Source organism: Bacteroides sp. NSJ-48, assembly GCF_014287405.1.
GTDB lineage: Bacteria > Bacteroidota > Bacteroidia > Bacteroidales > Bacteroidaceae > Bacteroides > Bacteroides stercoris.
The window spans coordinates 25,104-39,688 of the sequence record NZ_JACOOD010000040.1 but is presented as its reverse complement, the minus strand read 5'-3'; the positions used below and the strand labels follow the sequence as shown (position 1 = coordinate 39,688).

Here is a 14,585-nt window from a genome sequence, read left to right as displayed (position 1 = left end):
TGGAAACATAGTGGTAATCGTTTAAATGTTATAATTCAGCACTATAAATTTAATACTTTTATCGCTATGTTTCTAATTATAAGTGAAATATATTTATTCTTATTTCGAACTCACGTTAAATATGCTTATAATCAATCTCTTTTACCTGCATATAACGGAGCAATGCCTCCAGATAATAATAATCGGCATAGTTGAGCGGCGTATCTATTTCGGAGCCGTTCGGCAATGAACCCGTTGAATGCATCAGTATAAAGCCCCGGTTGGTTCCCGGTTTTGCCAAATACCCGTCGGACGAAAGGCTTTTGAGCAACTTCCCGGCATACTCCATATAGGCTTGTCCGTCTTCAACAAGCGTGCTCAGTTCTATCAGGGCGGAAGCGGTAATAGCGGCAGCAGATGCGTCACGAGGCGTCTGAGGGGTGTCGGGCGCATCATAATCCCACAAGGGAACTGCATCTTCCGTCTTTACGCGCCGCATGATTAACGAGGCTATATTTTCGGCCTGCCGCAAAAATTGCACATCCTTAGACTCGCGATAACAGGATGTGTAGCCATATAATCCCCATGCTTGTCCGCGCGCCCATGACGATGCGTCACTCTTTCCCTGATGCGTGCACTTTTTTTCCACCGTTCCATCGTTATTGTAACTGACTACATGGTAGGATGAATAATCATCTCTAAAATGATTTTTCATCGTAGTCCGTGCGTGCGTCAAGGCAAGCTTCTTATATTTATCATCACCAGTCAGGCGAGTGGCATAAAACAGCAGGTCCAGGTTCATCATATTGTCTATGATAACGGGAAAATTCCATTTCCCGAAGTTCCAGGAACGGATACAGCCTATCTCCGGATTGAAACGGCCGCACAGGTTATCCGCTGTTTGTATCAATGCACTGCGGACGCTGTCGGCAGGAGATAAACGATTGGCGTTACCGTAGCTGCAATTCATCATAAAACCTATATCATGCGTCCCTTTGTACTCACGAAGCGGATAAAGATAATTAGTGAACTTCACAGCGCTTTCCCTCAAGCTTTCATCGCCGGTAAGTTGATAAGCGAGCCAAAGATTGCCGGGGAAAAAACCGCTTGTCCAATCGTAAATGGAAAAGCAATAACGGCGGGAACCCAAATTATCATGTATGGGTTTCAGCCGGGCAGAGTCTTTGGCTGTCAACTGTTTCTTATCCAGCTGATGACATAAAAAGTCCGTGTCATAGCCCGTCCAGATGGAACGGGGCAACCGGATTGAATCTCCGATTTCAGCCACGGTAAATTTCAATTGTAACGCAGCCGTTTCTATTCCCTGTTTCAGCCAAGTATAATCTTTTTCCGGTTGTTTGGGAGAGCAGCCGGAAAATACGCATAATGCGACAACAGCAATAAAACAAGATAATGATATTTTCTTCATCTTTTATAAAGGTTTCTATTTACCACAATCATCTCATAAAATTTCACCACATGGCAACCGGCAATACAACATCATATAGCTTTGAAATAGAAAAGATGTTTAACAGAGCTGATAAAAAACAGGCTTACTATTTTCAACCAGCTCCGAAACATCTTTCAACATTTCAAACAGGACATTGCATCCTGCCGTTTATGGCAATAATACCTATTTATTCATAACCCGGATTATTCTGATTTTTTAAAGCGGGATTGGCCTGCAATTCGCCCAAAGGTATAGGAAACAGTTCATGTTTGCCTTTTATAAATTTGTCGCCTGCAACATATTTGCCTTTTAGCGATTTATCCATTTTGCTTTGGAATAATTTTAAAGCATCACCCAAAATACCCCAACGTAATAAGTCATATTTACGCTGACCTTCAAAAGCCAGTTCAAAACCGCGTTCCCAATAAAGAGCAGTACGGAAATTGTCTGCCTCATCACCGCTGTTAAAATAGGGAAGTTCATAGAGATTAGGCTGTGCAGCCTTGTATGCCTGCAATGAATTGGTTTCAGTAGCTCCGGCACGATGTCTTACTTCATTCAATAACCTCCAGGCTTCCGGAGTATTGCCAATCTCATTATAAGCCTCGGCTGCCATCAATACCACATCAGCATAACGCAACGGACAATAATTGACCCCTGTATTATTAGGATCTACAAAGCCTTTCGGCATCCACTCCCTACGCCATTTGCCCGGATACCAATCCGTCAGTTTCTTATTTTCAACCAACTTATGTGCTTTCTTATCGGCATCCCATTTATATTGGTAAGTACATACCATTACATCTCTACGCTCATCATTTGCCTCAAAGAAATCTTTCCAGACAGGTAACACACGGAAGAACGCGTTGGCACGCCCCATTGATTCAGCAGGAGCACCCTTGCCCGGCGCTTCTACCGCAGGACCATTATACGTAGCCCAAGTACCGGAATTATCCTTATAACCACTTCCTGTCGGATTAAAAGCTATCTCCCACAGATTTTCCATCGAATTCAAAACCCCTCCGGAATAACCCTGGAACAACTTCAAATAACCGCCCGGGTGAAAGTTATGATAACCTTTATTCTGGAAAGCAGTCCATTCGGCAATTACAGCATCAAAATAGGCCTTTCTCTTGTCGTCGGCCGGTCGGTTCAAACTACCGTCTTGCTGCAAACTATAACCTGCCCGTTGCAAGTAAACACGCATCAGCATTGCATGAGCAGCTCCCTGCGAAGGTATCTCCGGTGAAAGCGAAGCACTCCCTTTCTGAAGATTTTCTTTCGCAAAATCCAAATCTTCAATAATATAATCATATATCTCCTCACGGCTTATACGACCATTAAAGGCACTTTCATATCCAGCGGTGTAGTCGGTCTTAAATGGAACATCTCCCCAATATTTCACTAAATCAAAAGCCAAAAATGCACGTAAAAATTTAGCCTGGGCCACCAGCTCTTTCAAGGAAGTATCTTCTTCATACCCAGCCATATTTTCAATGCCTTCAATAGCAAAATTAGCCCGGTCTATTCCCATATATTTGTACTTCCATAAATCAGCAATCCAAGTATTCGTCGGTTTCACCATATAATGTGCTATATCACGACGTGTATTGTCTGTACCAGTACCTTGTATATAATAAGTGTCATCCGACGCCGGCATAGCCATTTCAAACTGTCCGTAATGGTTGTTTGTAGCCAAACAGTCATAAATCCCCACGACTGACATCTTTGCCTGGTCGGCTGTTTGAAAATAGGTATCCTTCTCATAATAAGAAGTTGGTTTTTCTGTCAGTTCACAAGAGGCAAATCCAGTTGCAATCAGTGCGCCAAGCGCAATTGTTTTATATTTTTTCATTGTATTTTCTTTTTGAGGTTCATTAGAAAGCTAAATTAATACCGAAAACAAATGAACGGCTTTTAGGATAAGCACCGAAGTCAACGCCCGGTGTCAAACCGTTACCCATTGTGGATACTTCCGGATCGAAACCTGAATATTTAGTCCAAGTTAATAAATTAGAACCTGTTGCATAAAGACGTAACTTACTGATACCTATCTTTTCGATTATTTTCTTCGGGAAAGTATATCCTAAAGTGATATTACTAAGTTTCAGGAAGGAGCCGTCTTCTACCGCCCAAGAATGAATATAAGTATCACCAACTTCATTATCATAGATAGCGGCAACGGTCTTACCTCTATTAATCTCGGCCATTTCCTGAGGGTCGGTAATTAATTCACCTGACTTATTCACTAAAACCCAGCGATTATGAGAATCGGCCGCAGCCAAAACGTTCTTATTCTGCAAAGCTGTCTTTGTGTTAGTCAACTTAGTTGCATTAAGTACATCATTGCCAAAGCTGTAAGTCAAGAAAATGCTCAAATCAAAGTCTTTATAAGTGAATGTATTATTGATACCGCCATAAAATTTAGGATACGCATTACCAATAACAGTCTTGTCTTCCTCTGTTATTTTATTGTCTTCGCTACCGTCTACATTCTTAAATTTCCACATACCGGGTTTCACATTGGCTTTATCGCCTGCATAAGGAATGCCATCTTTCAATGTGTAAGTTTGGGTGGTTGCATCATAATCAAAATCAGACACCTGATACAAGCCTTCTGTAATATAACCGTACATCTGCCCCAACGGTTGGTTTATACCGATAATATGTGTGTTTTGGCTATATCCGAAATTAGCTTCCCAAAGTTGCACGTCTTCTCCCGTCAACTGTTTTACAGAATTTTTATTGTGCGATAAAGTTACAGAAGTATTCCAAGTAAAGTTCTTGGTCATAATATTAGTTGAGTTGATAGTCAAATCAATACCTTTATTTTCTGTTTCACCGGCATTGATGACCATACTGTCATAACCTGCCGATGTTGGCAATTTTGCACTCAGCAACAGATTACTGCTGCGATTGATATAAAATTCGGGAGAAATAGTCAAACGCTGATTGAAGAAACCAAAATCAAGACCGAAATTGAATGTCTTGTTAGCTTCCCATTTAAGGTCCGGATTAGGAATCTGCTTGGGTACATAGCCTGATTGAGTAGAATCACCATTAGGATAAGTGACGGAATTCAATACTGCCAGACTCAGATAACTGTCTATACGATTATTACCAGCCATACCATAACCTAAACGAACTTTCAAATCCGAAAAAATATTCAAATTCTTAATAAATTCTTCTTCTCCCAAACGCCAGGCTGCAGAAAAAGCCGGGAAATATCCCCATTTATTATTCTTACCAAATTTAGAAGAACCGTCTGCACGGAAAGAAGCGGTAAACAAATATTTATCCTTAAAGCCATAGTTAACACGTGTAAAGAAAGAAAGGAGCTTGTCATCATAATTTTCAGCAGATGAAACAGCTGTCGGCAATCCCAGTGAAAGGTCGCCTAAACCAATATCATCGTTCGGGAAATTGGCGGCTGCCGCTTTGAAATTACGACTCCAACGGTTTACGTATTCCTGACCAACCATGGCTGTTACATCGTGTCCTTTACCCGACCAAGTATAATTCAAGACATTTGATGTTTGGAAACTGCTGTTCTCCAGATTTTGAATGCTTCCATTAATACTGGAACGCTTTGCCGTTATAGACTTATCACCGTAAAAAATATCATTACGACGTGTCTGGTAGCGCATACCTGTTGTATTGCGGAACGAAAATCCTTTAAAAAGCTTTAAAGTAAAGCCACCATTGGCTTGAAAAGTACGATACTCACGATCATTGGTTTCTTCAGCAGCAGAAAGCAGGGGATTCTGCATTACATTACCGGTATCGTCCACAAAAATCGGGTCTTCATCTCCTAACAGCAAATCATCTGTACCTCCAATTCCTATCATAGGACGATACTGCAAAATATGCTGCATCTTGTTAAAACGGTCACCACCTTCAGAAGTACCCATACCATAAACTTTCATTTGATCATAGCTGACACGGGCATTAACACTTAAACGGTCATTCAATTTATGATTCATATTGAATGATATGTTATGTTTTTTATTACCGCTATACACCATAGCACCCTCTTCATCATAGTAAGAATATGCCAAGTTGTAATTCAGCTTATCTGTTCCACCGGAAACTCCTACACGGTAGTTTTGAGTCAACGCAGTACGCCCCAACGTTTCATCCTGCCAATCTATCCCTTTACGATTGGAATAGTTAGTTCCGATATCACTATATTTTCCGTACAATGTTTCAAAAGCCGTAATATCCTTATCCCAATCTTCTTGAGTAGTAGCATCGTACACACGGCGTTCATAATCCAACATTGCAAACTCTGCCGTAGAAAGAACATCCAATTTCTTGGCTATTTTTTTGAAACCGACATAGCTGTCAAAAGTTACCGTAGCCTTGCCTTCTTTACCACCACTTTTTGTAGTAATAACTACAACGCCGTTAGCACCACGAGCTCCATAAATAGCCGTAGCAGACGCATCCTTCAAAATATCGATAGTCTCAATTTCAGCAGGGTCGAGTGTAGACATACCATCTTCGCTGGGAAAACCATCGATAATATAAAGAGGCTCATTGCTCTGTGTAATAGAAATACCTCCACGGACACGAATCGAAATAGAAGCTCCCGGCGCACCTTCACTCTGCATTACCTGTACACCGGCCATACGTCCTGCCAATGCCTGGGTAATATCACTTGTCGGCACTTTGGAAAGTTCCTTACTGTTCACCGATGCCACAGACCCAGTCAAGTCCTTACGCTTAACCGTGGCATAACCGATTGCTACTACTTCATCCAGTAACACGGCATCAGCCTTCAACGTTACATTGATTACATTCTTACCATTGACCTTTACTTCTTGGGAAGTCATACCCACGTACGAAAAGACGAGTACATCTTTGGATGCGTCATTTACTTTTAAGGAATAGTTACCGTTTACATCCGTAACGGTTCCAATGCCGGCGGCGCCTTTAATGGTAACACTACCACCGATTACTTCATAACCCTCACTATCAATGACCTTACCGGTAACGGTCAGACTTTGCGCATATGCGGATATGCTCACAAAGGCGAGGATAAACATTAAAAACAGTTCTTTTAATTTGTACATAATAAATAAATCTAAGGTTCTACGTTAGAAATAAATTTTCGAGGGCAAACTTACTGCAAATGCTAAAAAAAGTGTAAAAGTATTGTTTTCATTCGTTACACTTTTACACTTTCCAAATATCAATTTTGTATAATACAGAGCAATTTTGTACAATATATAGCCCTACAGCTATGTAGGAAGTGGGTTGTCCTTTTGGGATAGAGATTTGCAAATCTGTTAATAAAGCAAAATACCCATCAATACAAAACTCATTTCAAGAAATCACTTCTCATTGGAGCAAAGCAGTCTATAAGCACCCCCGGTTCCAGACAGACACATCCGTGCAAAATATCAGGTTCGATGTAAATACCGTCACCTGCCTTTACCGTTTTCTTCTCATTCCCCACCGTAAACTCAAACTTTCCACTTGCCACATAAGTGGTTTGGGTATGGTAGTGAGTATGAGGAGTACCTATCGCTCCTTTTTCAAATTTCACTTTTACCAGCATTACCTGTCCGTCATACCCCATAATCTGCCGGGTCACGCCTTCTCCTGCGGGTTCCCACGCCTTTTCTCCACTAATAAAAGTAGTGCTACGCGTTTTTTTAACGGGATTGTCCGCATTTCCGCCTTCAACTGTTTGCATTGCACAGACAGCCGGCATCATCATAAGTGAAATACCCATTAAACACATGTACTTTTTCCAGCTTTTTGTTTTCATAACCAATGTTTTAATTAAATAATTTATTCTGTTTCGGATAATGTTTCAAATCTGTAGACCGTGGTTTGCCGGTAAGTCTCTCCCGGCAGCAACACGGTAGTCGGAAAATGCGGATTATGAGGCGAATCCGGAAAATGTTGCATTTCGAGACAAAAGCCGTAATACCGCCCATATGACTGCTTGCCATGCCCTTTCAGATAGTCCAGATTAGCTGCCGGAGTATAGAACTGCATACCCGGTTCGGTGGTATACGCCTTCAGTACCCGACCGGATTCCGGCTCTACAATTTTAGCTGCAAGCGCCAAAGTTCCCGACTGCTTATTGAGTTTATAATTGGTATCATATCCTTTTTTAAGTTCTCCGATGCGCCCGCCAAGCGGCTGCAAGGTTCTGAAGTCGTATTCCGTACCCGCCACCGCCATAAGTTCTCCGGTAGGAATACCTGCGGCATCAACCGGTGTAATCGAATCCCCGTCAATCATACAATAATGGTTCAGTACAGACTCCTTACACCCCGTTAAATTGAAATAACTGTGATTTGTCAGATTAACCACAGTCGGCTTGTCGGTCGATGCCCTGTAATCCAGAATCACTTCATTGTCATGCGTCAATTTATAAGCCAACGATATATTCAGATTTCCCGGAAATCCCCCTTCCGCATCAGGACTCAGATAACTAAAGCGAATCACTGCCGTATCCTTCACCACATAGGACGTATCCGTATTAAAAACCCGGGTATGAAATCCCTTGACGCCACCATGAATGGAATGCCCTTTATTGTTTTTATCCAGATAATAGACCCGGTCATTCAAAACAAGTTCCGCATTCCTGATTCTATTTGCATAACGCCCTACCGTAGCACCAAGCTTGGGTTGTCTGCCCAGATAATATCGCAAGCCGTCAAGTCCTAAAACTACCGGAGCAAAAACGCCCTCTTTATCAGGAGCGGAAACAAATGTTAAAGAAGCCCCATAATTGGTAACCTTAACCGTCATTCCATTCCTGTTAGTCATTCTGAAAAGTTCAACTGTCTTGCCTTCATACCGCAAACTGTCTTCCCTCGCTATCGTAAAGCCGGGTGTGCCCGTACGGCTGCATGACACAAGCAATGTATGAACAAGTATCAGAAGAAAGGGAGAAAAAAGATACATCTTCATAATAATATTCCATAAATGATACATACGTCACTGCTTTCCATACTCCGTAGGAAGGCAACCGATATACTTCTTGAAACGGGCGGAGAAATAAGAAGGAGTATTATATCCCACCATAAAACTGATTTCGGAAACCGTATACTTACCTTCCTTCAATAACTGACAAGCACGGTTAAAACGTATTTTATGGATAAAATCAATAGCCGATTTTCCTGTTATAGCCTTCAACTTCAAATGGAGATTGGAACGGCTCATATTCATCTCGCTGGCGAACTGCTCCGTTGAGAACTCCACATTGCTCATGTTTTTCTCCACGATGGCAATCGCTTTCCTCAACAGTTCCTCATCCATGGCATTGTTTGCTATCTTCTCCGGTTCTATCTCCGCCGCATTGGAATAATGCTCAAAAATACGATAGCGGGTACGCAGCATATTCAAAATCTTTGCTATCAATACATCCATCGAGAACGGTTTGGGAATGTAATCGTCCGCACCTACCTGCAACCCCTGCAACTGATACTTTATATCGACCTTGGCAGACAACAGATACACTGGTATGTGACAGGTCCTCAAATTCTGTTTCACCGATTTACAAAGTTTGACTCCATCCATAACCGGCATCATAACATCCGAAAGAATCAGGTCTACGTCATTTTCTTTAAGCACCTCCAACGCCTTTTGCCCGTTCTCCGCCTCTATCAGATTAAACTGAGCGGACAGACCGTTGAACAAATACCGCCGCAGCTCCTCATTGTCTTCCACTATAAGAATTGTTCCATGCCTGCTTCCCGCCTCTTGTTCACCGGCTTCTGCCACTTCCGTTTCTACATCATCGATATAAACCTCATGCGCATTTGTCGAATAGACACGCTGTTCCTCCATCTCTCCCTTGCTCTCCGCAAGTTCCTCCGCAGTATACACCGACTTATCCTGAGGAATATAAATGGAAAACGTAGAGCCTTTTCCAACCTCGCTCACCAACGTTATCTGCCCGTGATGCAATTCAACCAGACGCTGAACCAGCGACAGTCCGATGCCGCTTCCTTCGTGTACATTCTCCACCTGATAAAAACGTTCGAAAATCTTCCGCTGCTTATCCTTTGGTATGCCCACTCCCGTATCTGCTACCTGCAAAACAACATTTTTATCTTCTCTGTAGAGTTTTACATAAATCCTCTCCCCTTCTTCCGTATACTTAAAAGCATTGGATAAGAGATTGTTGATAATCAAATCCAAATAAGTACCGTCAAACAGCACATCCTCATCCTGCAATTCCGAATAGAAATTATAGTCTATGTCCTTTTTCTTTGCCAGACTCTCGTAATTTAAAAAGCTGTTCAATACCCTTTTATATGCATTGGCATAACTCGGCCTCAACTCAAAAATACCCAATTCGGCACGCCGGTAGTCCATCAGTTGATTGACCAAATGCAACAGTCTTCTTGCATTCCGCTGGATATACAACAGCTTTTCGCGCTCCCAATGCCCGGTGACACTGCTGAGCAACTCTTGCAAAGGAGAAATAATCAAAGTCAACGGAGTACGTAACTCATGTGAGATATTCACATAAAAACGGATTTTCATCTGGCTGATTTCTTCCTTTTTTTCCCTGTCAAGCCGCTCCATACGGATTTCTGTCTGCATACTCTTACGCAACCAGAAGAAACGGAACACAGCAAAAACCAACAAAACGAAAAACAACGCAAAAATCAAAAAGGCCCACCACGTACGATACCAGACCGGAAGGACACGGATGTGAAGAGCCTCTACCTCCCCGCTCCACTTTCCGTCATTATTGGCTGCCTTTAAAAGGAAGGTATAATCTCCTGCCGGCAAGTTGGAGTACGACACCGGACTTATGTCTCCCTGTTTATACCATTCATCATGATACCCCTTCAACTTATAGGCAAACGTATTGTGCTTGCCGGCTATGTAGTTGGAAACGACAAAGGAAAGGGAAAACGAGTTTTGGGAAGATTTCAGGGTTATGTGGTTAACACTCTCTATATTCTCTTTCAGTATTCCGGTCTCGTCATTCGGAAGCACCTCCTTATTAAAAACAAAAAGCCTATTGATTACCGGTTTCGGAGTATAAGGGTTGTCTATCAGGGTTTCGGGACGGAACATGGTGATGCCGTTAATACCGCCGAACAACATATTGCCATTGCCGATGCGACAATAAGAACCGGCATTAAACTGATTGCTCTGCAGCCCGTCCACTATTGTAAAATTGCGCATTTTACGGTTCTCCGGGTCAAAACAACTCAATCCCTGATTGGTACTGACCCACAAGCGCCCGTAACTGTCTTCCAGTATTCCATAGATGACATTACTTGGCAAACCGTCGTCCGTTGTATATTGCAGCAACTCCTTATCCGCTTCCTTCAAGGCAAAAAGCCCGTCACGGGTACCTACCCATATAGAACCGGATAAAGACTCGTAGATACAATTCACAAAAGACTGTCGCAATACCGGAGTAATACGAAAATCCGTATTGGTCCGCAAACCCATACCTTCCTGATTATAAACGGAAAGTCCCTTCTCTCCACCTACCCAGATGCGTTTACGGGAGTCCCTAAACAGCAAGCGGGTCTTTTTTTGTACCGGGCGGCCTTCTACATCTTCATTTATAACGGTAAAGCGTTTTCTGGCAATATCAAAATGAAACAAATAGTCCAGGGAAGCTATCCAAAGACCGTCTTTTCCATCGGATATAATAGAATAAATATGATTGCTCGGCAAGCCACTGTTTTGCTGATTGTAAAACACCTTTCTTCCGGTCTTACGATGCAGTACCATCATACCGCCGGCATGGGCGCCTACATATATCTTATCCGATGCTTCATCTACATATACCGTTTTAACGTCTTTAAAAGGAACACCTTCCGATATGTCCGGATTAAACAAATAGTTCTTATAAGTTTTCGCCGTATTATCATAGAAGTTCAGACCACCGTCACTTGTTCCGATCCATAAATTGTTCTTTTTATCCTCTACAATGCAACTGACAACATTATCACTGAGCGAATTAGAGAAAGGAATATGTTTAATCTGCTGGAAACGGTTGCACAAAGGATGATAGTAATTCAATCCTCCCCAGTATGTACCCAGCCACATTCCGCCCTGCGAGTCTCTGAAGATGCAACGCACCGAGTTCTGCGACAATGTCCCAGCCTGAGCCATCGAACTCTCAACCGATATAAAGCGTTCCTTCCCTTCCTGATATATATTCAGCCCGCTGTAAGTCCCTACCCACAAACGGTTCTCCTGGTCCAATGCCAACGAACGCACATAATTGGAGTTCAAACAGGAAAGCTTATTCTCATAACGATAGTTGTCCAGTTTTTTGTTCTTTACATCATACAGGTACAGTCCGTTGCCTTCAGTCGCTACCCATATCCGATTGGGAGTCTGGCACAAGATACTGTTTATCTGCACCTTGTCATGCAGGTCAAGTAGTGTTTCCAATGCTCCGTTCTGCAATGAATACATATACACCTTCCCTTTAGTGCCAATATAAATATCATCATCTTGCCTGAGCAGCGTTAACGGTTTCAGCGAATGTAAAGTAGCCGACAACGTATCATTCAGGAAACGTTCTCCTTTCACGTCAAAAAGTAAAATACCTTCGGTTGTCCCAAGCATAAGCCAGTCCTTCTGCATAGGCACAATATTCCTGACTGTTACATTTTGTCCCTTTCTCTTATAAAAGAAATTAGAGAATTCGTTCTTGCGATGATTATAAAGCGACAAACCTTCTCTCGTTCCTATCCATATCCGGTTATCATTGTCAATGACGACACAACGGGTTATATCGCTGGCTATACTCTTCGGATTCTTATACTGATGCCGGTAGACTGTGAAATTATAACCGTCATACTTATTAAATCCGTCATAAGTGGCAAACCACAGATTACCTTCTTTATCCTGATTAATTCCGAATATGGTGCTATGCGACAACCCTTCTTCCAAACCGATATGTATGAAACGCATACCGTCTATTTCACCGGCAAGCCCCATACAGGCAAATAATATTCCGCATAGTAGTGATAAGAATCGAAGTGTTCTCATGTATATTATATTATAAATCAGGATAAAGAAATAAAAAATATATTAATTATATATGATTTTAACTTGAATTTTCTTATCCGGGCTATCCGGAAAAATCTGCAAAGGAATGAAAGAAAAGCCCGGCACAGGATTAAATATCCGTCCGTCTTTATCGGTAGGAGCAACCTTCATCCTGCCGTTCACGCAAACTACCTCCAACACGCCATCCTTTTTCTGAAGGCGCATGCCTTCCGGTGTAATATCCGCAACTTCCGAAGGCGCGGCGATAACCGGTAAAACCAGGCAGGCGGTCAAAGGGCAATGTTCCATTTCTATCGACAAGCCCTGTTGGGAATACACATAATCCAACGTTACGGGAATCGCTCCCTGAACCGGAGTCTGCTGGTCGGCATCCACCAGATGGGTATTGACATGGAAACGGTGCATATTCTTTTCCTTAGTATAAGCAATATCCGTATCCAAGTCATCGAGATTACTGTAAATCGTTCCGTATTGTACCATTTCAATCCGCGGCGTTCCGCTCATTATATACTTCCGGCTGTTGCTCTGCATATTGGGCGCTTCTATCAAAGCATACCGATTGGTCGTAGCGGCAAATACCGGACCGGCCTGTTCGTGCCATAACAGAGAAACGGCTCCTCCCATGGGATGAGTTCCTTTTACCTTATATTCCGCATCGAAACCGGTACATGTAGAACGCCACGAACCTTCTGCAACCAGCCATGTACGAATATCCCGGAAGTACTTCACCCCATAAGCATTATCGCGCGGCAATGCCTTGTATTGTTGTGTCTTGACGGGTGGAAGCTCAAGAAAAGCCGTCAGCGCCTTGGCATGTCCGAAGGTATGATGAATACAAGCCGGAATGCCAGAAGCCTGATAATCGTGTCCGGCATGAAGCAAACCGTTGTCCGTCGATTTTTTCAGTAATTGCATATTGCGGCGAATAGCCTCCAGGTACTCCGGGTGATGCGCGGCCATGGCATAATAACCGCCCATAAAGCCGTCGCTTGTACGTCCGCCCCAATATGTCCACTTAAAACTGCGCGTACCCCAACTGTTGTCCCATGCACCGTCGGGCAACATAAATTCCAGGTGGGTATTCATGGAACGCTCCACGATGGAGAGCAACTCCCGGTCGTTCACCATAAGCGCATAATAAGCCAGATTAGGCAAAGATTCCTCTACATTATATCCCAAGTCCACCGGGAGGCAGCCGTTCTTGGTAGGTGTCCATATTTTAGGCCCTTCGCCGTATAAAAAGAAATCGTTCGCCGTAAAGAAGTTCTTCAAGTCCGAAGCCACAATCCGGGCTTCCTCCTTGAAGTCCGGACGGTCGAACATCTCTCCAAGAGCCTGCAAGGCATACGTCACCGAAGCGGAATAGTTCACATTGTTCAGACGTTTCATACTCCCCTGCATACGGCGGCTGTACATCTGCGGGTTTTTCATCATGAATTCGCCGGCTTCCAACAACTGCTCTTTCCAATGGTTACGCGTAGAGTCATCCAGCAGATGCCCGTGGTAATGCACTGCCTCGTACAGAGCAATAGCGGCGAATACGGTAGTTCCGCTCCAATCGGATACGTGTACATCGTTCATCCAGGAGCCGTCCGGACGGTGCACGTTCTCCATCCATTTCATCAGTTTCTTGGCGGCAAGCAGATATTTGTCATTGCCGGTTTTGTCTGCCAGATACATCAGAGGAAGAACCGTGTCTCCTATCCGTCCGTGAATGCGGGCACAGGCGGGACACAGAATACCGCCGTCGAGCGACGGATGCAGCCCTTCGCATTGGTAGGCCAGCAGAGCATCCACCCACTCCACCAGCAGTTTCTCCGCATCATTGCGCAAGGAGTTGTCTGAATAAACGGGATTTCCGGCACATACACGTCCCGAGAAAGAAAGTACAAATGCAATCACTATAAAAACGATGTTTCTCATACCATTATACACTATTAGATTTATTTTTCAAAAGTAAGACATTCCGGTAATATAGCGTCCTTATTTTCTCCAATACACCGCAACATACGTTTACCGGTTCTGCAATTTTGTTGAATCTTCATCAATTTTGTTGAAAACCTGCATGCCAAAACAATATTAGCAGCTTTTTAAACACATCAGGCATGCTTATCAGAACAAATGCCCTACCTTA

At 43.0% G+C, this 14,585-nt stretch carries 8 protein-coding genes; 1 reads left to right on the top strand and 7 read right to left on the bottom strand.

Going from position 1 to position 14,585, the window contains the following annotated elements; translation table 11 throughout:
* Positions 1–115: 115 nt before the first annotated feature.
* On the bottom strand, positions 116–1,408 hold the full coding sequence (locus H8S52_RS15665; RefSeq protein WP_186910185.1) for a DUF4995 domain-containing protein: 1,293 nt from the start codon (positions 1,406–1,408) through the stop codon (positions 116–118).
* Positions 1,409–1,458: 50 nt separating this feature from the next.
* Between H8S52_RS15665 and H8S52_RS15660 the strand changes: the two genes are divergently transcribed.
* Positions 1,459–1,626, top strand: a complete 168-nt coding sequence (locus tag H8S52_RS15660; RefSeq protein WP_005657286.1) for a hypothetical protein — start codon at positions 1,459–1,461, stop codon at positions 1,624–1,626.
* On the opposite strand, the gene H8S52_RS15655 is transcribed toward H8S52_RS15660, so the two are convergent.
* The 6 genes from H8S52_RS15655 to H8S52_RS15630 form a co-directional block, all read right to left on the bottom strand.
* Entirely contained in the window at positions 1,617–3,284 is a 1,668-nt protein-coding gene (locus H8S52_RS15655) for a RagB/SusD family nutrient uptake outer membrane protein (RefSeq protein WP_016661829.1), read from the bottom strand. The two genes, H8S52_RS15660 and H8S52_RS15655, sit on opposite strands and share 10 nt — an antisense overlap.
* 22 nt (positions 3,285–3,306) lie before the next feature.
* On the bottom strand, positions 3,307–6,504 hold the full coding sequence (locus tag H8S52_RS15650; protein WP_186910184.1) for a TonB-dependent receptor: 3,198 nt from the start codon (positions 6,502–6,504) through the stop codon (positions 3,307–3,309).
* Positions 6,505–6,752: 248 nt separating this feature from the next.
* Positions 6,753–7,205, bottom strand: a complete 453-nt coding sequence (locus H8S52_RS15645; RefSeq protein ID WP_117899212.1) for a cupin domain-containing protein — start codon at positions 7,203–7,205, stop codon at positions 6,753–6,755.
* Positions 7,206–7,228: 23 nt separating this feature from the next.
* Entirely contained in the window at positions 7,229–8,356 is a 1,128-nt protein-coding gene (locus H8S52_RS15640; protein ID WP_117899229.1) for an aldose epimerase family protein, read from the bottom strand.
* 33 nt (positions 8,357–8,389) lie between these two features.
* Entirely contained in the window at positions 8,390–12,430 is a 4,041-nt protein-coding gene (locus H8S52_RS15635; RefSeq protein WP_117899211.1) for a two-component regulator propeller domain-containing protein, read from the bottom strand.
* A gap of 42 nt (positions 12,431–12,472) precedes the next feature.
* Positions 12,473–14,374, bottom strand: a complete 1,902-nt coding sequence (locus H8S52_RS15630) for a hypothetical protein (RefSeq protein WP_117899210.1) — start codon at positions 14,372–14,374, stop codon at positions 12,473–12,475.
* Between the last annotated feature and the right edge of the window lie 211 nt (positions 14,375–14,585).

Bases quoted from the DNA above. Each gene is read 5' to 3' on its own strand.
- H8S52_RS15645 (WP_117899212.1), bottom strand. From the start codon at position 7,205: ATGAAAACAAAAAGCTGGAAAAAGTACATGTGTTTAATGGGTATTTCA.
- H8S52_RS15650 (WP_186910184.1), bottom strand. From the start codon at position 6,504: ATGTACAAATTAAAAGAACTGTTTTTAATGTTTATCCTCGCCTTTGTG.
- H8S52_RS15660 (WP_005657286.1), top strand. From the start codon at position 1,459: ATGGCAACCGGCAATACAACATCATATAGCTTTGAAATAGAAAAGATG.
- H8S52_RS15655 (WP_016661829.1), bottom strand. From the start codon at position 3,284: ATGAAAAAATATAAAACAATTGCGCTTGGCGCACTGATTGCAACTGGA.
- H8S52_RS15640 (WP_117899229.1), bottom strand. From the start codon at position 8,356: ATGTATCTTTTTTCTCCCTTTCTTCTGATACTTGTTCATACATTGCTT.
- H8S52_RS15630 (WP_117899210.1), bottom strand. From the start codon at position 14,374: ATGAGAAACATCGTTTTTATAGTGATTGCATTTGTACTTTCTTTCTCG.
- H8S52_RS15665 (WP_186910185.1), bottom strand. From the start codon at position 1,408: ATGAAGAAAATATCATTATCTTGTTTTATTGCTGTTGTCGCATTATGC.
- H8S52_RS15635 (WP_117899211.1), bottom strand. From the start codon at position 12,430: ATGAGAACACTTCGATTCTTATCACTACTATGCGGAATATTATTTGCC.